Raw genomic sequence first — 19,804 nt, 5'->3', positions numbered from 1 at the left:
TCTCCCTTTGGGTCAGGCGCGGTCAGCAGGGCTGCCGGGCATCAGGTCGTAGGGGGCTTTCCAGCCCGGTGTTTCGCTCAGACGCGTGAGCCACGCGTCGATATGGGGCCAGTCCTTGCGGACAAAGCCGAAAGGCTCGGGGTAATACAGATAGCCGCAGCAACTCAGATCGGCGTTGGTGATCCCGTCGCCGACAATCCAGTCGCGGCCGTTCAGATGGTCGTTCAGCACGGCATAGGCCGCGGACAGGCGGCCTTGCATGAAGCCGATGACTTCCTTGGGTTGTTTGTCTTCAGGTAAGAAGTTCATCAAAAAACGCGTCATACCGGCGTTCGAGCTGAGCTTGTGGTTGTCCCACAGCACCCACCGCAGGATCTCGCGGCGCTCTTCGGGATTGCCCCCGCCGAATTTGCCGGATTGTTCCGAGACATAATCCTGGATCACGCCGGATTGGGTCAGACGGATGTCACCATCAATCATCACCGGCGCTTCGCCCATGTTATTGATCGTCGTGCGGTAATCTTGCGTGCGGGTTTCGCCGCCGAAGAAATCAACTTTCACCGGCTCCCAGTCGAGCCCCGACAGCTGCAGCGCAAGCGCCGCCTTATAGGCGTTTCCGCTTTCACCGAAGCAATGCAGTTTGATGGTCATCTGAACCCTCCCTCAAGTCCTGTGTGTCGATCGTCGTCCCGTGGGGGTTTCACACCCCCACACCCCCGTGGAGTTTATCCGGCAAAATGAAGATGCGCGGGTTTGCGTTAATCAGTTACTAATCATCCTGTCGTATTCAACCCCCGCGCGGCAGGCTGGAGAGCTGAGCCGCGTGCAAAGTGAAGCCCTGCTTTGGTCGTGCGGGTCGCAGGATCAGGGCAGGGTGTTCGCGCTTCATTTTGCCCTTAAACTCTCCCCGAAGGGTCGGGTTCGGCAGGGCGTTCGGGGTGTGGTGGTGTGCTACCTCTTTCGTCCGTCCAGTTCCGCGTTGAACAGCCGCAGTCGCGCGGTCAGGTTCTCTTCGTCGATCACGCTGTTGAAGTTCTCGAAGAGAAACGACAGCGCTTCGCCTTCATCCAATCCGGCCTCTGCCGCGAATTTCTTCAGGCGGCGGTAGCCGTCTTCGGTCATGGCGACAGGGAAGCGGCGGGTCAGGCGGAAACGTTTGGGCATCGGGCGTCCTTTCAGTCAGCATCGGGGTGGGGGATGTCCCCACCCCGGTGCAACCTAGAAGTTTGCCGCGTCCAGCGCCATCACAGTATCCGCGCCGGTTTCGATCCGCTTGAGGTGCAGCGCGGTCGCGGGCAGCTGGCGGGCCATGTAGAAACGGCCGGTTGCCAGCTTCGTCTCGTAGAAGGACGCGTCGCCGGTGCCATCTTTCAGCGCTTTCTTCGCGGCCAGACCCATTTTTGCCCACATCAGACCCAGACAGACATGCCCGAACATATGCATGAAGTCATTCGACCCCGAGAGCGCGTTGTTGGGGTTCTTCATGCCGTTCTGCATGAAGTACATGCCCGCCGACTGCAGGTCTTTGCTGGCAGCCTTCAGCGGCTCCATAAAGCTGGCGTCGAACTCGGCGTCCTGGCCTGCGTTTTCCTTGATGAAGGTCTTGACCATATCAAAGAAGGCCATGACGTGTTTGCCACCGTCCTGCGCCAGCTTGCGGCCCACGAGGTCCAGCGCCTGAACGCCATTGGCCCCTTCGTAGATCATGGCGATACGGGCGTCGCGGGTGAACTGGGACATGCCCCATTCCTCGATATAGCCGTGGCCGCCATAGACCTGCTGCGCCTTGACCGTCATGTCATAGCCGATGTCGGTCAGGAAGCCTTTGATGACGGGGGTCATCAGCGAGACAAGCCCGTCGGCATCCTTGTCATCCGCGCGGTGTGCCGCGTCGATCAGGCTGGCCCCCCAGAGGATGAACGCCCGCGCCCCTTCGACAAAGGATTTCTGCTCCATCAGGCTGCGACGGATATCGGGGTGCACGATCAACGGATCGGCAGGCTTGTCGGGGTGCTCTGTCCCTGTGACGGCACGGCCTTGCAGGCGGTCCTTGGCGTAGGCCAGCGCGTTCTGATAGGCCACATCGGCCTGCGCCAGACCCTGCATGCCGACGCCCACGCGGGCTTCGTTCATCATGGTGAACATCGCGCGCATGCCTTTGTGTTCGTCACCCAGCAGGTAGCCGACCGCGCCATCATAGTTCATCACACAGGTAGAGTTGCCGTGGATGCCCATTTTCTCTTCGATGGAGCCGACGGACACCGCGTTGCGTTCGCCAAGCGAGCCGTCTTCCTTGACCATGAACTTGGGCACGATGAACAGCGATACGCCCTTGATGCCTTCGGGGCCGCCTTCGATCTTGGCCAGCACCAGATGGATGATGTTATCGGCCATGTCGTGTTCACCGGACGAGATAAAGATCTTCTGGCCGGTGATCTTATAGCTGCCGTCTTCCTGTGGCGCTGCCTTGGTGCGCATCAGGCCCAGATCGGTGCCGCAGTGGGGCTCTGTCAGGTTCATGGTGCCGGTCCATTCGCAGGACACCATGTTGGGCAGATATGTATCCTTTTGGGCGTCAGAGCCGTGGGCGAGGATCGCCGAGGCCGCACCGTGGGTCAGGCCCTGATACATGGTGAACGCCTGGTTGGACGCCGAGAACATCTCGCCCACGGCGGTGCCGAGGATATAGGGCATGTTCTGGCCGCCGTATTGCTCTGGCATGTCCAGACCGGTCCAGCCGCCTTCCTTGACCTTCGCAAAGGCGTCCTTGAACCCTTTGGGGGTGTAGACGACGCCGTTCTCCAGACGGCAGCCTTCCTGATCACCCACCGCGTTCAGCGGGGCGAGGACTTCGGAGGTCAGCTTGCCTGCTTCTTCCAGAATGGCAGAGGTGAAATCCGCCTCAAGCTCGTCGTAACCGGGGGTGGACGACGCGGTGACGTTCAGCACGTCGTGCAGGACGAATTGCATATCCTTGATCGGGGCGGTGTAGCTCGGCATGTGGTGTTCTCCCTTGGCCATCTGGCCGTCGTTTGGTCAGTATATCTGGGTCGGTGTATCAGGTGTTCGGGTGCGCCGGACTGCGGGCCTATTCTGCCGCGTTGCGGGCGCTGTTGATGGAGGCGATCATTTTCTCCCCCCATTTCAACTGGTTTTGCAGGTCGTCGATGGCGTTGTTCAGATCCTCGCGCTGTGCTTCGAGGTCGGCCAGACGTTCGCGCGCGATGTCATAGGTGCGCGCCAATTGGGTCTGTTGCTGGTCGCCCATGTGGTACAGGTCCAGCAACTGGCGGATTTCTTCGAGGCTGAAGCCAAAGCGCTTGCCACGCAGGATCAGTTTCAGCCGCGCACGGTCCCGTTTGGTAAACAGGCGCTTTTGTCCCTGACGTTCGGGGAAAAGCAGCTCTTTCGCTTCGTAGAACCGCAAGGTGCGCGGGGTCACATCGAAGGCGGTGCACATCTCGCGGATGGTCATCGTAGTGTTGGACATATCAGTTACTCGCTATTCTATCACTGCTGTAGAACGGTCAACTTCACCTAAACTGGGAGCGGTATAACCCAGAAACAAGCTTACGTAAGTTGGACGCTACGTCAAACATTTGCTTTACGTTGAGTAAATCTGCGTAACCCCACGGGGATTTTCCCGAGACGGTCATTGATAGGTATCTCGCGCCGACTAAGTGATGTGGGGGAGCAAGTTTTATCGGCCGGGGGGGTGATATGCCCGAGGATATGGATCCGCGATTATTCACAGAGTGTCTGCGCGAGGTCAGCAGCGTTTCGGCGCTATGGCTGCTGGTGCAACGCTTTGCCAAAGCGCAGGATTTTCGCACGGTCACCTATCACAGTATCGATGTGCAATCGCTTGGGGACACCAGCTTTGGCGCTGTCGCGATCGGTATCCCGGCAGAGTTTCACCGGATGTATACCGAAGAGCACCTGTATCTGGACGATCCGTTTCCCCCCTTTGCGGCCTCACAGATCACCCCGTTCTTCTGGCGTGACCTGCCGCAGCTAACCACCTTGACCGAAAAGCAGAAAGCCTATCTGAACAGAGCGAGAGAATTCGGCTTTGCCGATGGTCTGGTCTGTCAGGTCTTTGGGCCACAGGCGCGCAATGCGTTGGTCAGTATCGGCTTCCACCCCGACAGGCCGCGCCCGACCGATGCAGAGGTTCTGGACCTGCACGTCGCCAGCCAGTTTGCCCATATGCGGTTCTGCGCGCTTGTGGCAGGCCCTGCTGCCCCCAATCGGCGCTTGTCCCCGCGCGAGCTGGAATTGCTGCGTTGGATCGCGCGTGGCAAGAGCAACACCTCGATCGCGCAGATCATGGGGGTGTCGCGACACACGGTCGATACGATCATGCGGCGTCTGTTTGGCAAACTGGATGTGACCGACCGGACTCGCGCGGCGGTGCGGGGGCTGGCCTTTGGGCTGATCGATCCGTCGCTGGATAACCTGTCGTAATACAAGGGGGCGCAACCGGATGTCGCGCACTTACGGGACGTGCGCATCACCTGTCGGACGCATAGTCGTGGCGAATTCTCAACCGTAAGTGGACAGGCCGTGGCGCAGAACAAACCCCCGAAACCCTCAACGACACCGAATATCTATGATCTTGCGCAGGGGCCCGTGATTTCCGCGTCTTCCGCATCGCGCGGGCTCAAGGATGCGGCCAAGCTCGTTGAAGACGTGGCGTATGAATTTGCTGCCTGTCTCGACGCTGATTCACTGTCGGAGCTGATTGTGACAGCCGCAGAACTTACCCGTCTTTCCGATGTGATGGGTCGGATGGCCGCGCGGCAGGCGTAAGCCGGCCCGCATCGCATCGGTTTCTCATACCATAGCTCGATGCTGCCAACGACGGCGTCGTCCAGCCAGCGGCTGTCAGTTGTGGTAGCGCCCCGTAAACCCAAGGCGCTACGCAAATATCAGTCGCGCTTGGCCAATGCGGCCTCTGTATCGTCGCGAGATTTCTGCAGCTCTGCGATGGCTTCGTCCAACTGCTTGCGCTGTTCTGCCAGCTCTCCCAACTGGCGGTCCGCGCTAATGACCCAAGCGCGCATTTGCGCTTCGGTGCCTTCGTTTTCATAGATCAGCAGCCACTGGCGGATGCCTTCCAGCGAATACCCGAACTTACGCCCCCGCATGATCAGCTTCATGCGGGCGATTTCCCGCGCGCCATAGCTGCGGGACCGGCCTTCGCGCTCGGGGTGGAGCAATTCTATGTACTCGTAATAGCGCAGCGTGCGCGGCGTGACGTCAAACTCCGCACACATTTCTTTAAAGTTCAGGCGTTTGTCTGTCATCTTGGTCTCCTCAAGTTCGGAAACTATGCGGTTCACTTTCCAAGCGCAACACTGGGGTTGCTCTTGCTTGGTCGCTCGGTTGATATGGGGAGAATAACGCCAAGGAAGTAAAAAATGTCAGACAAACTTCGCATCGCCAAGCAGTTCATCGCGGCGCTGCCTTACAGCGGTGCCCTGGGGATGGAACTGCAAGAGCTGGACGGCGGCGTCGCCGTGATCGACATGCCGTATGATGAACGGCTGATCGGCGACCCGCGCACAGGTGTCTTGCATGGCGGGGCCGTGTCGGCGTTGATGGATACCTGCTGCGGGGCCGCGGTGATGAGCCACCCCAGCAATCCCGGCGGGACGGCGACGATTGATTTGCGCATCGAATATCTGCGCGCGGCTGTGCCCGGTCAACGGATCACGGCGCGGGCGGAATGTTATCACGTGACGCGGAATGTCGCCTTTGTGCGCGCCACGGCACAGGACGAAGAAGACGGCAGCCCGGTCGCCACCGCCACCGGCAGTTTCACGGTGGAGGGCAAACGATGAGCACACGGAGCAAACCCGAGGCGGTACAGGTCGTCAAAAAGCGTCGCGATGCGGCACTGCGCGCGCTGGTGGACGGCGTGCCCTACATCAGCTTTCTGGGGATCGAGTTCGACCGCCGTGGCGACGAGCTGACCGGCGTTCTGCCGTTTTCCGACAAGCTGATCGGCAATCCGCTGTTGCAGGCGCTGCACGGTGGGGCCACGGCCTCGTTCCTTGAGGTCACGTCGATCATCACGCTTAGCTGGGAATACCTGTGGGAGGATCTTGAATCCGGTGCGCTGGCCGTCGACAAGATGGATGCGACGCATTTGCCACGGCTGCCCAAGACCATCGACTTTACCGTCGATTATCTGCGCTCGGGCCTGCCGCGCGATGCCTATGCGCGCGCGCGGATCAACCGGTCGGGGCGGCGCTATGCCTCGGTGCATGTCGAGGCGTGGCAGGACAACCGCAGCAAGCTTTTCGCGCAGGCAACGGGCCATTTCCTGATGCCCCAACGCCGTGACTGACGCGATTCCCAAGGGCGAAGTCAGCGCCGTCGCCCAAGGCAAACTATCCGCGAAAGACGTGGTGACCCACCGCCGCGTGCTGAACATCGCCATCCCGATTGTTATCTCCAACGCCACCGTGCCCATCTTGGGCGCGGTGGATACCGGCGTCGTCGGGCAGATCGGGTTGGCGGCCCCTATCGGAGCCGTGGGCATCGGCGCGATCATCCTGTCATCGCTTTACTGGGTATTCGGATTTCTGCGGATGGGCACCGTCGGGCTGACCGCGCAGGCGGCAGGCAACAACGACGCGGCAGAGGTCGCGGCACTGCTGACACGCGGGCTGCTGATCGGCGGGCTGGCGGGCCTTGCGCTGGTGATGCTGCAGATACCGCTGTTCTGGGCGGCGTTTCAGGTCTCTCCGGCCAGCGTCGAGGTCGAAAACCTCGCCCGGTCTTATATGGGGATCCGCGTCTGGTCCGCCCCGGCGGCGATTGCGATATACGCGATCACCGGATGGCTGATCGCGCAGGAACGCACTCGTGCCGTGCTGGTGGTGCAACTGTGGATGAACGGGCTGAATATCGCGCTGGACCTGTGGTTCGTGCTGGGGCTCGGCTGGGGTATCCAGGGCGTCGCCATTGCGACCTTTCTGGCGGAATGGTCGGGTGCGGCACTTGGGCTGTGGTTCTGCCGTGCGGCTTTTGGAGTGCCCGCATGGCGGGACTGGGCGCAGGTGTTCGACGGGCCGCGCTGGATCAACATGATGAAGGTCAACGGCGACATCCTTGTGCGGTCGCTTTTGTTGCAGGCGGTGTTCGTCTCGTTCCTGTTTCTGGGATCGGGGTTGGGGGATGTGAAACTCGCCGCCAACCAGGTGCTATTGCAATTCCTGATGATCACGGCCTTTGCGCTTGACGGTTTCGCCTTTGCGGCCGAGGCGCTGGTCGGGCGGGCTATGGGCGGCAAGCAGCGTGATGTCCTGCGACGGGGCGCGGTGCTGACCAGCGGCTGGGGTCTGCTGGCCTGTGCCTTGATGACCGTGGGCTTCGCATGGGGCGGGGGTATGATCATCGACCTCATGACCACGGCCCCGCTTGTGCGCGAAGAGGCGCGGGTGTTCTTGCCCTATATGGTCGCGGCCCCGCTGCTGGGGTGGGCGTCATGGATGCTGGACGGGATCTTTATCGGGGCCACGCGGTCGCGGGACATGCGCAACATGATGGCGGTGTCGTTTGTGATCTACTGTGCAAGTGCGGCGCTGCTGGTGCCGTGGCTGGGCAACCACGGGCTGTGGATTTCGCTATTGGTGTCCTTTGTCGCGCGTGGGGTCACGCTGGCGCTGCGCTACCCCGCGTTGGAGCGTGCGGCGGGATAGGCCCCGCCCGCGCAGGGTCGGGGCGAAGTCACGCGGATAGCGCCCCGATCTCCGTCTGTGCGTCCTGTCAAAGCCAAGCGCTGCGGTTGCTGCCCACGGCATCGGCCACGGTATCGAACCCGTCCTGCTTCAGCAGTTTGTCGAGCCCCTTGGCGATATCCGCCGCCAGTGACAGCCCGCCATAGACGAGCGCCGTATAAAGCTGCACCGCCGAAGCGCCTGCGCAAATCTTGGCATAGGCATCCTCGGCCGAGCTGATGCCCCCGACGCCCACCAGCGGAATATCGGTAAGCGTCGACAGTCGCGCCAGCACGCGCGTGGATTTTTCGAACAGGGGCGCGCCCGACAGCCCGCCCATCTGGTCACGCTGCGCGTTCTTCAGGCCGGCGCGGTCCAGCGTTGTATTCGTGGCAATGATCGCGGCCACATCTGCGTCATTGGCGACCTCGGCCACATCGGCGATCTCCGCCTCGGTGAGATCGGGGGCGATTTTCAGGAACACGGGCGTATCGCCGCGCACCTCCATCACGCCGGCCAGAAGTGCTGCGAGGGCGGCCTTGCCCTGCAGATCACGCAGCTTTTCGGTATTGGGCGAGGATACATTGACCGTGGCGAAATCCACGTGATCGCGGGCAAGCTCCATCACGCGGGCGAAATCGGCGGCGCGGTCGGTACTGGTCTTGTTGGCCCCAAGGTTGAGCCCCACGGGCACGCCCGCGCCGCGGCGCGCCAGTCGCGTGCAGATCGCCTGCATGCCTTCGTTGTTGAAGCCAAAGCGGTTGATCGCCGCGCGGTCCTCGGTCAGGCGGAACAGACGGGGTTTGTCGTTGCCGGGTTGGGGCAGGGGCGTTGCGGCCCCGACCTCGATAAAGCCGAACCCCGCGTTGGACAGCGGCGCGACGGCGGTGGCGTTCTTGTCAAACCCCGCGGCAAGGCCGACAGGGTTGGGCAGGCTCATCCCGGCAAGCGAGGTTTTCAGCCGTTTCGATGTGACCGGACCGGGTGTCGGGGCCAAGCCAAGCCGCAGTGCGGTGATCGCCAGACCATGGGCCGTTTCGGGGTCAACCTGATGCAGGGCGCGCAGCCCCAGCTGCTCGGCCATGCGCTTCATGCAAATTCATCCGTCAGAGGCAGCGGTGCGCTGCGGATCAGGCGCGATGTCACAACCGCGGCCTGACGGTGCACCACCGCCTGTTTGTACCGCGGGTCCGAGATCATCTGCAAAAAGGCATGGGCGTTGGGGTATTGTGCGATGAACATCACATCCCAATCCTCGTCCGAGGGGCCGATCAGCGTCGCCTCGAACTGGCCGCGCCATAGGATCGATCCGCCGACATCCGCCAGCACCGGACCGCTTTCGGCACCGTAGTTCTTATAGGCTTGCGCCCCTGTCAGCGCCTTGGCGGCCAGCGCGTGATCGTCGGGGTAGGCGGCCTTGTCGCGCAGTTTGACAAGGTTCACCATGTTCAGCGGCGTGTCGCGGTCCAGCCCCTTGAAGGCGTCGAACTGTGCGCGATCCGGGTCGATATATCCTGTCATCATTGAGCTTCCTTAAAGCCAGCGGGAAAATCATGCGCCCCGTTCAGCAAGGGCAGGGGCTGGGCCCAAACCACATCCTCTAGCATAAGCATGCGGTACAGATGCGGGAACTCGGCGCCGCCGCGCGACACCTCCCATTTCAGCGCATCGCCAAGGCGGTCGGTCTCTACGGCCAGAAGAAACAGGTCTGCCTCACCGGCAAAGTGTTTCGCAGCCGTTTCAGCCGCTTGTTCAGAGGTCGAGAAATGCACATAGCCATCGGCGACATCAACCGGCGCGCCCGTGGTAGAGCCGTCGCGGCGCAGGGCCTGCCATTCATCGGAGCGGAAAATTTTGTAAATCAACATAGCCGCTGTGATGCCTTGGTCGGTGCAAACGGTCAAGGGCTGTGCGCTTTGCCGCAGCGCAGGGCGGTGACCTTGGGGAAGGGCGGGTTTGCGCTCAGATGGTCTTTGACAAGGGGGCAAACTGGGGGTCACCATAGGTGAATAATTCAACCCAAAGGGGGGACCCATCATGAAACGATTCCTGACAGCCACGGCAGCGCTTGCGCTGACCTCGGGCATGGCAGCGGCGGATTATAGTCTGACCATTCTGCACACCAATGATTTCCACGCGCGGTTTGAACCGATCAGCAAATACGATGGCCCTTGTTCCGCCGAGGACAATACCGCCGGTGAATGTTTCGGGGGTACCGCACGGCTGGTCAACGCGATCAAGGACGCCAAGGCGCGCACCAATAACTATGTGCTGGTCGACGGCGGGGACCAGTTTCAGGGCTCGCTGTTCTACACCCACTACAAGGGCAAGATGGCAGCCGAGATGATGAACATGCTGGGCTATGACGGCATGACCGTGGGCAACCACGAATTCGACGATGGCCCCGAAGTGCTTGCCGGCTTCATGGAGGCGATCGACTTTCCCATCCTGATGTCGAATGCCGATGTCTCTGCCGAACCGCTGCTGGCGGACAAGCTGGCGAAATCTGCCGTGATCGAGCGTGGCGGTGAAAAGATCGGCCTGATCGGGCTGACCACCGAAGACACCCACGAACTGTCGAGCCCCGGAGACAACGTCGTCTTTACCGATTCCGTGGCTGCCGTGCAGGGCGAGGTCGATCTGCTGACCGCGCAGGGTATCAACAAGATCATCGTGCTCAGCCACTCTGGCTATGGGGTCGACCAGATGGTCGCCGAGAATACCACAGGTGTTGATGTGATCGTCGGCGGGCACACCAATACGCTGCTGTCTAATACCGATGAAAAAGCCGAAGGGGCCTATCCGACGATGGTCAAGGATACGGCGATCGTGCAGGCCTATGCCTACGGTAAATATCTGGGCGAGCTGAACGTGACCTTCGATGACGAAGGTAAGATCAAGGAAGCCTCGGGCGATCCGATCCTGATCGACGCAGGCGTCGCAGAGGATGAGACCACGGTCGCCCGTATCGGCGAGCTGGCCCAACCGTTGGAAGAACTGCGCAGCAAGGTCGTCGCCGAAACCACCGAGCCGATCGAGGGCGACCGGTCGGTCTGCCGCGTGCAGGAATGTCAGATGGGCAATCTCGTCGCCGATGCGATGCTGGCCCGTGTGGCGGATCAGGGGATCGAGGTCGCGATCCAGAACAGCGGCGGCCTGCGCTCTTCCATCGACGCCGGAGAGGTGACCATGGGCGAAGTGCTGGCGGTGCTGCCGTTCCAGAACACCCTGTCGACCTTTCAGGTCACCGGTGCGGCATTGGTAGAGGCGCTGGAAAATGGCGTGAGCCAGATCGAAGAGGTCGCAGGTCGTTTCCCGCAAGTGGCGGGCATGACCTTCACCGTGGACACCAGCGCCGAGCCGGGCAGCCGCATCAGCGATATCACCGTATCCGGCATGCCGCTTGACCCCGAAAAAACCTATGGCGTCGTGTCCAACAACTATGTGCGCAATGGCGGCGACGGCTATGCGCCGTTTACCTCTGCGCAGAACGCCTATGACTACGGTCCCGATCTGGCGGATGTGACGGCTGAATTCATCGCCGCCAACGGGGCCTATACGCCCTATACCGATGGCCGCATCACGGTGAAGTAAGCCACATCGCCATATCAATGCGAAACGGCGCGCCGCTGGAAACAGGGGCGCGCCGTTTTTATTTCAAGCACCTGCGACAATCGCAGGGATGGACCCGATCACTCGCTCAGCGGTGCGGGGTCAAAGCTGATCTCGCCGGAGTAGCTTTTGGGGTTTTCCCCAAGCGATGTGCCGATAAAGGTCACCTGGCTGTTTGCCTCTACCGTTTGGCTAAAGCTGCTGCCGGTTTCCAGCGTGCCGGATGACCACGACCCGTCACCCGCGCTGACGTTGCGCGCGGCGCTGGCGTTGTTGACAAAACGGAGCTCGTCCCCGGCATCGACATAGATCACGGCAGGAAAGAAGGCGTCGTCAAAGATCACGACGTCATGGGTTTGCGCGGTCGCTGCGGTGGCAGCCGCAAGTGTGACCGCTGTCGCGCCCGCAGAAACGAGTTTGGTAAGTGAAATTGGCATATCCATGCTCCCTTTCAAAAGGGGCCCCCCCCCTTAAAACTGATGAAGGGTGTGCTAATTCAGGATTGCGGCGGAAATAGGGCGAATATGCTTCAGAACCTTGGCCTATGCTAAAGAACCTGACCCGTCTGCCCGTCGAGCCACGTCTTGAACGACTGCAAGGCCGCGGTTTCGGCACGGTCCTCGGGCCAGACGAGGTAGTAATTCCCGATGCTCTGTGTCGTCTGCGTTGATGCCAGCACAAGCTGCCCGTCGCGCAGATAGGGCTCGGCGGAAAAGGTAGGAAGCAGCGCCACGCCCAACCCGTGCACCGCCGCCTGCGCCATGGTTGAGAACTGGTCGAACATCATGCCGGCAGGGGGTTCTTGCGTGACACCAAGCGCGCTCAGCCACCGCGACCAGCCGCGCGGGCGGGTCTCCAGATGCAGCAGCGCATAGCGCAGGATCTGGCTGGGATCCTCCAGCGGTTCCGTGAGCAGCTCGGGCGCGCAGACGGGGACCACCGTCTCGGGCATCAGCGGCAAATAGCGCACACCGGGCCAGTCTTCCTTGCCAAAATGTATTGCAGCGTCAAAGGGGCTGTTCTGGAAGGAAAATGGATGCAGCCGCGTGCTGAGGTTCACCGTCACCTCCGGGTGGGACTGGGCAAAGTCGCGCAGCCGCGGGGCCAGCCAATGCATGCCGAACCCCGGCAGAATGGCAAGGTTCAGCGCCCCCGCAATCGGGTTCGTGCGCGCGGTGATGGATGCCTGAGCCAGCCTGTTCAAGACGTCACGCACCTGAATAACATAGCTTTTTCCCGCCTCTGTCAGCACCAGCTGACGCCCCTGGCGATCCAGCAGCGTCACATTCAACTGCGCCTCTAGCGTCTTGAGCTGCCGGCTGATCGCGCTTTGCGTCAGGGACAGTTCCTGCGCCGCCAATGTGGCGCTGCCCAAGCGTGCCACTGCCTCGAATGCGAGCAGGGCGTTGACCGACGGAAGGAAGCGACGCGGGGCGATCATATGACTTTGACTCATAGGTTCAGGAGTATCCAGCGATAGTCATTGCCGCCGGGCTTTGCAATACTGCGCCCAAATCCGAACCCCGAGGAGGACATACCATGAGCACCGAATTGCCCGTATTGAAAGCCAAAGACGCCCCCGACATGGGCAGCTTTGATTGGGCGGATGCGTTTCGCCTGAACGAACAGCTGACCGAAGACGAACGCATGATCCAGGAAAGCGCGCGCGCCTATGCGCAGGAAAAACTGCAGCCCCGCGTGATCGACGCTTTTGCCAACGAAACCACCGACCCCGCGATCTTCCGCGAGATGGGCGACATGGGCCTTCTGGGTGTCACCGTGCCCGAACAGTACGGCGGCTTGGGCGGCAATTATGTGTCTTACGGTCTCGTTGCGCGCGAAGTGGAACGTGTGGACAGCGGCTATCGATCGATGATGTCCGTGCAATCCAGCCTCGTCATGTATCCGATCTATGCCTATGGCTCGGAAGAGCAGCGCATGAAGTATCTGCCCAAACTGTCCAGCGGCGAATTCATCGGCTGCTTTGGTCTGACAGAACCTGATGCGGGCTCTGATCCTGCGGGGATGAAAACCCGTGCGGTGAAAACTGCCAACGGCTACAAGCTGACCGGCTCTAAAATGTGGATTTCGAACGCGCCGATCGCGGATGTCTTCGTGGTCTGGGCCAAGTCCGAAGAGCACGGCGGCAAGATCCGCGGCTTCATCCTTGAAAAAGGCATGAAGGGACTGTCCGCGCCCAAAATCGGCAACAAACTGTCGCTGCGTGCCTCGATCACAGGCGAGATCGTGATGGACAACGTCGAAGTCGGCGAAGATGCCCTGCTGCCCCATGTCGAAGGTCTGAAAGGCCCGTTCGGCTGTCTTAACCGCGCCCGCTATGGCATCAGCTGGGGTGCACTGGGGGCCGCTGAATTTTGCTGGCACGCCTCGCGTCAATACGGTCTGGACCGCAAGCAGTTCAACAAACCGTTGGCGCAGACACAGCTGTTCCAAAAGAAACTTGCCGACATGCAGACCGAAATCGCGCTTGGCCTGCAGGCCTCGTTGCAAGTGGGCCGTCTGATGGACAATGCCAACGCCGCGCCGGAAATGATCTCTATCGTCAAGCGCAACAACTGCGGCAAGGCGCTGGACATCGCCCGCATGTCCCGCGACATGCACGGCGGCAACGGCATCAGCGGCGAATTCCAGGTGATCCGCCACATGATGAACCTCGAGACGGTGAACACCTATGAAGGCACGCACGACGTGCACGCGCTGATCCTGGGCCGCGCCCAGACCGGCCTGCAGGCGTTCTTCTAAATCTCTGGCAGAGGGGGCTTCGGCCCCCTCATACCACCGGACCCGTCAGGATTTGACCGACGGTGCCCCACCTTCAAACGCATTCCCGTTGACGTAATCACAAGGCGCTTCCTGCATTTCCAGGTGCAGCCCGTTGCCGGTATAGGGATGCGCGCGGGCCAATGCCTCGTCCACCTCTAGCCCCAAACCGGCTGCGGTGGGGGCTGTGATGAACCCGTCCTCCACCTTGATCGTGCTCTTGATCAACTGGTCGTGGAACGGCGTCTCGATACATTCGCACATCAGGATATTGGGGATCGACGCGGCCAGATGGATGTTGGCCGCCCATTCCACCGGGCCCGCATAAAGATGTGGTGCGATTTGCGCGTTATAGACCTCTGCCATGGCGGCGATCTTCTTGGCCTCCCAGATGCCACCGACACGGCCTAAGGCAGGCTGCAGGATCGCGGCTGCCCCGGACCGCAGCACAGGCGCGAACTCGGCCTTGGTGGTCAGCCGCTCCCCGGTTGCGACCGGGATCGGCACGGCCCGCGCCACGGCGGCCATCTGCTCGACCGCATCCGGCGGGATCGGCTCTTCGTACCAGAGCGGGCTATAGGGCGCGATGGCGTTCCCCAAGCGGATTGCGCCTGCGGTGGTGAATTGCCCGTGGGTGCCGAACAGCAGATCGGCCTTGTCGCCAACCGCCGCGCGGATCGCTTTGCAAAAGGCGACAGATTGCGAGATGTCGGTCATCGCCGGCATATGCCCGCCGCGCATGGTATAGGGCCCCGCCGGATCGAACTTGATCGCGGTATAGCCCCGCGCCACACAGTCCAGCGCCGATTCCGCCGCCATCTCGGGCGAGGTCCAGAAAGCGGTCATATCGTGATGCGGCAGCGGGTAAAGATAGGTATAGCCCCGCACGCGTTCGTTCATCCTGCCGCCGATCAAGGCATAGACAGGACGGTCCCGATCCTTGCCCAAAATATCCCAGCAGGCGATCTCCAGCCCCGAAAATGCGCCCATGACGGTCAGGTCGGGTCGCTGGGTAAAGCCTGACGAATAGGCGCGGCGGTACATCAGCTCGATGTTTTCGGGATTCTCGCCCTGCATGTGACGTGCAAAAACATCCTCGATCACCGCGCGCATGGCCTGCGGCCCGACCGACGCCGCATAGCATTCGCCCCAGCCCACGATGCCGGTATCCGTGGTCAGCTTGACCAATATCCAATAGCGCCCGCCCCAACCGGGGGCAGGGGGCGCTGTGACGATAACCTCAAGATCTTGCAATTTCATCGCGTGATCCTCTTTTCCAAATGGTTCAAAATCCCGGGGGTACGGGGGCTGGCCCCCGTGGCGCTAGTGGTCAAACAGGATGACATTGCGCCGCGCGGCACCGGTCTTGGTATCCTCGATCGCGTCGTTGATCTGCTCCAGCGACCACCGCCCCGAGATCAGCTCGTCCAGTTTCAGTCGTCCTTGGGCATATAGATCTACCATCCAGGGAATATCGCGCTGGATCACCACGTCGCCCATTTTGGAGCCGACCGTGCCCTGACCCATTGCGGCGAATGTGCCGGGATCATAGGTCGCGCCGTCGCCGATATGAGGCATGCCGACCATGACCACACGCCCGCCCGCGGCAAGGTATTTCGGCGCGTCGTTATAGGCAGGGATCGCCCCAACGGTCACGATCACCGCATCCACGCCCTTGCGGCCAATCGCCTGTTCCAACTGCCCCCAGGGTTTGGCTTCGGTGCCAAGGATACCATCCGTGGCCCCGAACTCCTTGGCGATCTCCAGCTTCTCGGCGCTCATATCCACGGCGACGATGCGGCGGGCCCCGGCGATGCGCGCGCCCTGAATGGCGTTCAGCCCGACGCCACCGGCACCGATGACCACGACGTCCTGACCGGCCCGCAATTGCGCAGCATTGACCACCGCACCGACGCCGGTAATCACCCCGCAGGCGATCAGGCTGGCGGCATCCTTGGGAATATCGGCGCTGATCCTGACGACCTGCGCCTGATCCACAACGACTTTTTCGGCAAAGGCACCCGATGCCATGGCCTGATGCAGCTTGCCGCCGTCTTTGGTTTTCAGCGGGCCGGTGTCGCCGTCATAGGGGGTTTCGCAGATCACAGGACGACCGCTGGCGCAGTTGGGGCAGCTGCCGCAGGCGCGGATCAGCGTGACTACGACGCTATCCCCGACCGAGACACCGCTTACCCTGTCGCCCACAGCGGACACCTGTCCCGCGGCCTCGTGACCATAGACCGCGGGCAGCGATCCGCCCCAGCCGCCGCTGGCAAAGGAGATGTCCGAATGGCAGATCGCTACGGCATCCAGCGTCACCTCGACCTCGGCCCCCTCGGGGGCGCGGAGTTCTACATCTTCGATTGTCAGGGGAGCCCCAAATTCATGGCAAACGGCGGCTTTGATCAACGGCATAACGGGTCCTTCCGGGCGCGTGAGTTTTGGGGAGGGTGGCAAGCTCTGCCCCCTCCCGCAAGCCTATATGCGCCGCGCTGCGTCAGGCTTACGTTATGTCAGTCCAACTGCGCGGGATTTATACGCACGCGCCGGAAGACCACCAAGGCGACCACCCGCGCCGTCACACTCAGCGAGGTCAGCAGCACCGGTCTGCGCCCGAAGCGGTCGGACAGGCTGCCCACCAGCGGGCTGAACAGGAATTGCATCACCGCGAATGTCGTCGCCAACACACCGCCCCACAGCGCGGCGCGTGACAGATCGGCGGATTGGACCTGCGCGATCAGGTCCGGCATCACAGGGATGATCAGACCAATGCCCATGGCATCGATCATGACGGTCAGGATGATAAATATGACCGCCGGACGCATGGGCTATCGCGCGCCGGTTGCGCGGTTACAGCGCACGCGCACGGGCCACAAAAGCGGCTGCATCTGCGGGAGCCTGTCCCAACTGGGTTGACGGGTCAAAGAGGGTCTCGGCCACGTCGGGGTAATCCGCGTGGACCAGATCGGCCAGCGGCACCTGTTTGGCCAGCGCGTCCTGACAAAGCTGTTTGGTGACCTTTTGGGCCGCGGGGCGGGGCATCGTCTTAGCCAGGGCAAAGCTCAGCGCTTCGGCGTGGATCAGGCCCAGCCCATCCGTCAGCGCGCTGTGCATTTTCACAGGGTGCGGCGTCAGCCCCGCGACAAGGCTTTTAGTGTGGTTCAGCGCGGCGGCAAGGCTCAGTGCCAGCTGGGGCACGGCCATCCATTCCGCGAACCACGCGCCGCCATCACGCTGATGCTGATGCGCCGCGGCGGCCTGTAGCGTGGCGCGCTGGCCGGTGAACTGGTGCCCGAGGGCAGCAATCGCCGAGGGCCCCACGGGGTTCTGTTTTTGCGGCATGGTCGACGACGCGCCTGCCGCCCCAAGGGCAAGCTCGGCGGTTTCGGTCATGGTCAGCGCCAGCGTGCTGTGTGCGATATGCGATAGCGCTGCCATCACGCGGCCCTGCCAATCGGCGATGCGCAGCACGGGGCCGCGGTCCACATGCCAGCTGCGCCCGGGGTCTTGCAGCCCAAGCGCTTGGGCCAGCTGCGCGCGGGTCTCGGCAGCCTTGGGACCAAGGGCAGAGCCCGTCCCCGCCGCCCCCGACAGGGACACGAACAGCGCCCCTTCTCGCAGCGTCTCAAGCTGGTCGACCGCATCGCACAGCGGCATGCCCCATTCCGCCAGCACCGCGCCCCAGCTGGTGGGGGTGGCGTGCTGGCCATAGGTGCGGGCAGGCATCGGCAGGGATTGGTGCTGTTCGGCCCCTGCCGCAAGGGCCGCGATGATCTCGCGCAGATCGGTTTCCGCCAGCTTGAGCGCCTGACGCAGGCGCAGCATCAGCGCCGTGTCGATGATGTCCTGACTGGTCGCGCCCCAATGGACGTGCTGGGCAAATTCCGGCGCCTGCATCTCGGCGCGGAATTGGGCCAGAAGACCCGGCACGGACACGCCGTTTTCTCCGGTAGAGGCGGCAATCGCCCCGGGGTCGACCTGTATCTCGAGAGAGGCGCGGTGGATCGCGGCGGCGCTCATCTCGGGGATGACACCAAGGCTGCCCTGCACCTTGGCCAGCGCCCCTTCGACCAGCAGCATCGCGCGGATCGCAGCGCTGTCCGAGAACAGGCGGCCCGCGTCACCGGTGTTGAAGAGCTGTGCGAACAGGGGGCTGTCAAAGACGCTGGCGGCCATGGGTTACCTCGGGATAATGTCGTCAATGATCCGCGCCAGACCGACGGGATCGGTAAAGAAGGGTGAATGCCCGCAGGCCATCTCATGAACATCCGCGCTTGGCCAGTCTTTCGTCATCGTGACCTGATAGGCGGGCGGGATGGTGCGGTCGTCCATACAGCGGATATAGCTGCGCGGCATGGCGTCCGCACGGGCAGTATTTGGCAGAGGCTTGATCGTTGGGGCCACGGCCTGCGCGCAGAGGCGCGGTGCGGCAAAACCTGCGACATCCGGCGGGCAGTCGTGATAGAACAGCGCCTCTGTCATCGCGGGATCAAGGGTAAAGCTTTTGCCATCCGGGGCGAGGCGCACAGCGGGCATCAGCGGTTGCGACGGGGCCTGTTTGCGCATCTCGGCCAGCGAGAGCCCCGCCGCAGGGACGTAGGCACATAGATAGATCAGCCGCGCTATGGCGCTTGGATCTTTCTGTGCCGCCGCCCCGATGGCAAAACCGCCCATCGAATGACCCACCACCACCGTATCGGGGGTAGAGGCCGCAAGCACCGCATCGGCATAGCTGTCGAGCGTGACCGCGTTGACCGGCGTCGTGTCGTCGCCGTGGCTGGGCAGGTCAATCGCACGGGGGCTGTGCCCCAATTCTTGCAACGCAGGGATCAGATCGCGCCAGCACCACGCGCCGTGGCACGAGCCGTGGACCAAAAGGATGTCAGACATGGCCAACGCTTTGCAAAAACTCGGTCAGCAGCGTCGCATATTCCTGCGGGTGTTCGACGCAGGGCAGATGGCCGGCCTTGCGGATGATCTTGAACTTGGATCCCGGGATCAGCTCGATGGTCTCGCGCACCAGATCAGGGGGGGTGGACCCGTCTTCGGAGCCCGCAATCCCCAGCACTGGCAGGCGCAGCCCCGCCGTTGGGGTATAGAAATCCGTCCCCGAAATCGCGGCAGAGCAACCGGCATAGCCTTCGGCCGGTTGGCGTACGACCATATTGCGCCAAAGCTCAAGCTCGGGCGTGGCGCGGAAGGGGGCGGCGAACCAGCGTTCCATGATGGTGTCTGCCATCGGTTCGATCCCGCTTTCTTGCACGGCGCGCACGCGGTCTGCCCACATATCCTTGGTACCGATCTTGGCAGCGGTATTGGACAGCACCATGGCGCGGATCAGGTCCAGCCTCTTGGTGGCGAGCCCTTGTGCGATCATCCCGCCGATGGACAGCCCGACAAAGACGCAGTCCTTTACCCCCAGATGATCCAGCAGCTTTTCCGTATCGCCAATCAGCGCCCCCATCGCATAGGGCGCAGGCGGGCAGGACGACAGCCCATGCCCGCGTTTGTCAAAACGGATGATGCGCAGACCCTTGGGCAGCAGCGGCAGGATCGGATCCCACAGGCGCAGATCAGTCCCCAGTGAATTGGCAAAGACCACAGGCGCACCATCCTCGGGGCCATCCACACGGTAATGCAGACGCACGTCGCCAGTATCGAAAATCTTCATGTCAGAACCT

Annotated in this window: 22 protein-coding genes and 1 pseudogene; 7 read left to right on the top strand and 16 right to left on the bottom strand. The window is 62.0% G+C overall.

Annotated elements, in window-relative coordinates:
• Positions 1-12 precede the first annotated feature (12 nt).
• The 4 genes from C1J04_RS13040 to C1J04_RS13025 form a co-directional block, all read right to left on the bottom strand.
• Positions 13-651 carry a glutathione S-transferase family protein gene (locus tag C1J04_RS13040; protein WP_009825155.1) on the bottom strand — a complete coding sequence of 213 codons (639 nt, stop codon included), beginning with the start codon at positions 649-651 and terminating at the stop codon, positions 13-15.
• Between the two features lie 300 nt (positions 652-951).
• A complete protein-coding gene (locus tag C1J04_RS13035) occupies positions 952-1,164 on the bottom strand; it encodes a hypothetical protein (protein ID WP_005849464.1) in 213 nt (70 codons plus the stop codon).
• Positions 1,165-1,218: 54 nt separating this feature from the next.
• The gene (locus tag C1J04_RS13030; protein WP_037954505.1) at positions 1,219-3,000 is read right to left on the bottom strand and encodes an acyl-CoA dehydrogenase C-terminal domain-containing protein; all 1,782 of its coding nucleotides are present in this window, start codon (positions 2,998-3,000) and stop codon (positions 1,219-1,221) included.
• Positions 3,001-3,088: 88 nt separating this feature from the next.
• The gene (locus tag C1J04_RS13025; RefSeq protein ID WP_037944722.1) at positions 3,089-3,490 is read right to left on the bottom strand and encodes a MerR family transcriptional regulator; all 402 of its coding nucleotides are present in this window, start codon (positions 3,488-3,490) and stop codon (positions 3,089-3,091) included.
• 242 nt (positions 3,491-3,732) lie between these two features.
• On the opposite strand from C1J04_RS13025, the gene C1J04_RS13020 reads away from it, so the two are divergent.
• Both C1J04_RS13020 and C1J04_RS13015 read left to right on the top strand, forming a co-directional pair.
• Positions 3,733-4,467, top strand: a complete 735-nt coding sequence (locus C1J04_RS13020) for a helix-turn-helix transcriptional regulator (protein WP_037954497.1) — start codon at positions 3,733-3,735, stop codon at positions 4,465-4,467.
• 99 nt (positions 4,468-4,566) lie between these two features.
• On the top strand, positions 4,567-4,812 hold the full coding sequence (locus tag C1J04_RS13015; RefSeq protein WP_009825152.1) for a hypothetical protein: 246 nt from the start codon (positions 4,567-4,569) through the stop codon (positions 4,810-4,812).
• Positions 4,813-4,931: 119 nt separating this feature from the next.
• Here the strand turns inward: C1J04_RS13015 and C1J04_RS13010 are convergent, their stop codons facing one another.
• Positions 4,932-5,309, bottom strand: coding sequence for a MerR family transcriptional regulator (locus C1J04_RS13010; RefSeq protein WP_009825151.1), 378 nt, complete (start codon positions 5,307-5,309; stop codon positions 4,932-4,934).
• A gap of 114 nt (positions 5,310-5,423) precedes the next feature.
• Between C1J04_RS13010 and C1J04_RS13005 the strand changes: the two genes are divergently transcribed.
• The 3 genes from C1J04_RS13005 to C1J04_RS12995 are packed head-to-tail and all read left to right on the top strand — an operon-like array spanning position 5,424 to position 7,712.
• Positions 5,424-5,846: a PaaI family thioesterase gene (locus C1J04_RS13005; RefSeq protein WP_005849458.1), complete on the top strand. Its 423-nt coding sequence runs from the start codon at positions 5,424-5,426 to the stop codon at positions 5,844-5,846.
• Complete coding sequence (locus tag C1J04_RS13000; protein ID WP_009825150.1) at positions 5,843-6,355, top strand: PaaI family thioesterase; 513 nt, start codon at positions 5,843-5,845, stop codon at positions 6,353-6,355. Before C1J04_RS13005 ends, C1J04_RS13000 begins: the two co-directional genes overlap by 4 nt.
• A complete protein-coding gene (locus C1J04_RS12995; RefSeq protein WP_009825149.1) occupies positions 6,348-7,712 on the top strand; it encodes an MATE family efflux transporter in 1,365 nt (454 codons plus the stop codon). The genes C1J04_RS13000 and C1J04_RS12995 overlap by 8 nt, the downstream gene beginning before the upstream one ends.
• Positions 7,713-7,779: 67 nt before the next feature.
• Here the strand turns inward: C1J04_RS12995 and C1J04_RS12990 are convergent, their stop codons facing one another.
• From C1J04_RS12990 to C1J04_RS12980, 3 genes are read right to left on the bottom strand one after another with little or no spacing between them, the layout of a single operon-like run.
• A complete protein-coding gene (locus C1J04_RS12990; protein WP_037953856.1) occupies positions 7,780-8,823 on the bottom strand; it encodes a quinone-dependent dihydroorotate dehydrogenase in 1,044 nt (347 codons plus the stop codon).
• Positions 8,820-9,251: a DUF1330 domain-containing protein gene (locus C1J04_RS12985; protein ID WP_037954495.1), complete on the bottom strand. Its 432-nt coding sequence runs from the start codon at positions 9,249-9,251 to the stop codon at positions 8,820-8,822. Before C1J04_RS12985 ends, C1J04_RS12990 begins: the two co-directional genes overlap by 4 nt.
• Positions 9,251-9,598, bottom strand: a complete 348-nt coding sequence (locus tag C1J04_RS12980; protein WP_009825146.1) for a DUF952 domain-containing protein — start codon at positions 9,596-9,598, stop codon at positions 9,251-9,253. Before C1J04_RS12980 ends, C1J04_RS12985 begins: the two co-directional genes overlap by 1 nt.
• A gap of 169 nt (positions 9,599-9,767) precedes the next feature.
• Here C1J04_RS12980 and C1J04_RS12975 point away from each other — a divergent pair, with 169 nt between their 5' ends.
• Entirely contained in the window at positions 9,768-11,324 is a 1,557-nt protein-coding gene (locus C1J04_RS12975) for a bifunctional metallophosphatase/5'-nucleotidase (RefSeq protein WP_009825145.1), read from the top strand.
• Positions 11,325-11,422: 98 nt separating this feature from the next.
• Here C1J04_RS12975 and C1J04_RS12970 read toward each other — a convergent pair whose 3' ends face one another.
• Entirely contained in the window at positions 11,423-11,779 is a 357-nt protein-coding gene (locus C1J04_RS12970; RefSeq protein WP_037953853.1) for a cupredoxin domain-containing protein, read from the bottom strand.
• 110 nt (positions 11,780-11,889) lie between these two features.
• On the bottom strand, positions 11,890-12,798 hold the full coding sequence (locus C1J04_RS12965) for a LysR substrate-binding domain-containing protein (RefSeq protein ID WP_009825143.1): 909 nt from the start codon (positions 12,796-12,798) through the stop codon (positions 11,890-11,892).
• Positions 12,799-12,881: 83 nt separating this feature from the next.
• On the opposite strand from C1J04_RS12965, the gene C1J04_RS12960 reads away from it, so the two are divergent.
• A complete protein-coding gene (locus C1J04_RS12960) occupies positions 12,882-14,105 on the top strand; it encodes an acyl-CoA dehydrogenase (protein ID WP_005849449.1) in 1,224 nt (407 codons plus the stop codon).
• Positions 14,106-14,150: 45 nt separating this feature from the next.
• Here the strand turns inward: C1J04_RS12960 and C1J04_RS12955 are convergent, their stop codons facing one another.
• The 6 genes and pseudogenes from C1J04_RS12955 to pcaD all read right to left on the bottom strand — a co-directional run bounded on the left by C1J04_RS12955 (position 14,151) and on the right by pcaD (position 19,794).
• Entirely contained in the window at positions 14,151-15,383 is a 1,233-nt protein-coding gene (locus C1J04_RS12955; RefSeq protein WP_009825142.1) for a mandelate racemase/muconate lactonizing enzyme family protein, read from the bottom strand.
• Positions 15,384-15,446: 63 nt separating this feature from the next.
• The gene (locus C1J04_RS12950) at positions 15,447-16,538 is read right to left on the bottom strand and encodes a zinc-binding dehydrogenase (protein WP_009825141.1); all 1,092 of its coding nucleotides are present in this window, start codon (positions 16,536-16,538) and stop codon (positions 15,447-15,449) included.
• Between the two features lie 158 nt (positions 16,539-16,696).
• A pseudogene (locus tag C1J04_RS12945) lies at positions 16,697-16,948 on the bottom strand (MFS transporter); the annotation flags it as partial.
• A gap of 25 nt (positions 16,949-16,973) precedes the next feature.
• On the bottom strand, positions 16,974-18,299 hold the full coding sequence (locus tag C1J04_RS12940; RefSeq protein WP_009825139.1) for a lyase family protein: 1,326 nt from the start codon (positions 18,297-18,299) through the stop codon (positions 16,974-16,976).
• 3 nt (positions 18,300-18,302) lie between these two features.
• A complete protein-coding gene (locus C1J04_RS12935) occupies positions 18,303-19,013 on the bottom strand; it encodes an alpha/beta fold hydrolase (protein WP_114865380.1) in 711 nt (236 codons plus the stop codon).
• The gene (gene pcaD, locus C1J04_RS12930) at positions 19,006-19,794 is read right to left on the bottom strand and encodes a 3-oxoadipate enol-lactonase (protein ID WP_009825137.1); all 789 of its coding nucleotides are present in this window, start codon (positions 19,792-19,794) and stop codon (positions 19,006-19,008) included. The genes C1J04_RS12935 and pcaD overlap by 8 nt, the downstream gene beginning before the upstream one ends.
• Positions 19,795-19,804: the final 10 nt, after the last annotated feature.

Origin of the sequence: Sulfitobacter sp. SK025, assembly GCF_003352105.1 — a bacterium.
GTDB classification, from domain to species: Bacteria; Pseudomonadota; Alphaproteobacteria; order Rhodobacterales; family Rhodobacteraceae; genus Sulfitobacter; species Sulfitobacter pontiacus.
Note: the sequence above shows the minus strand (reverse complement) of the source record. Positions and strands in the feature narration are given on the sequence as shown.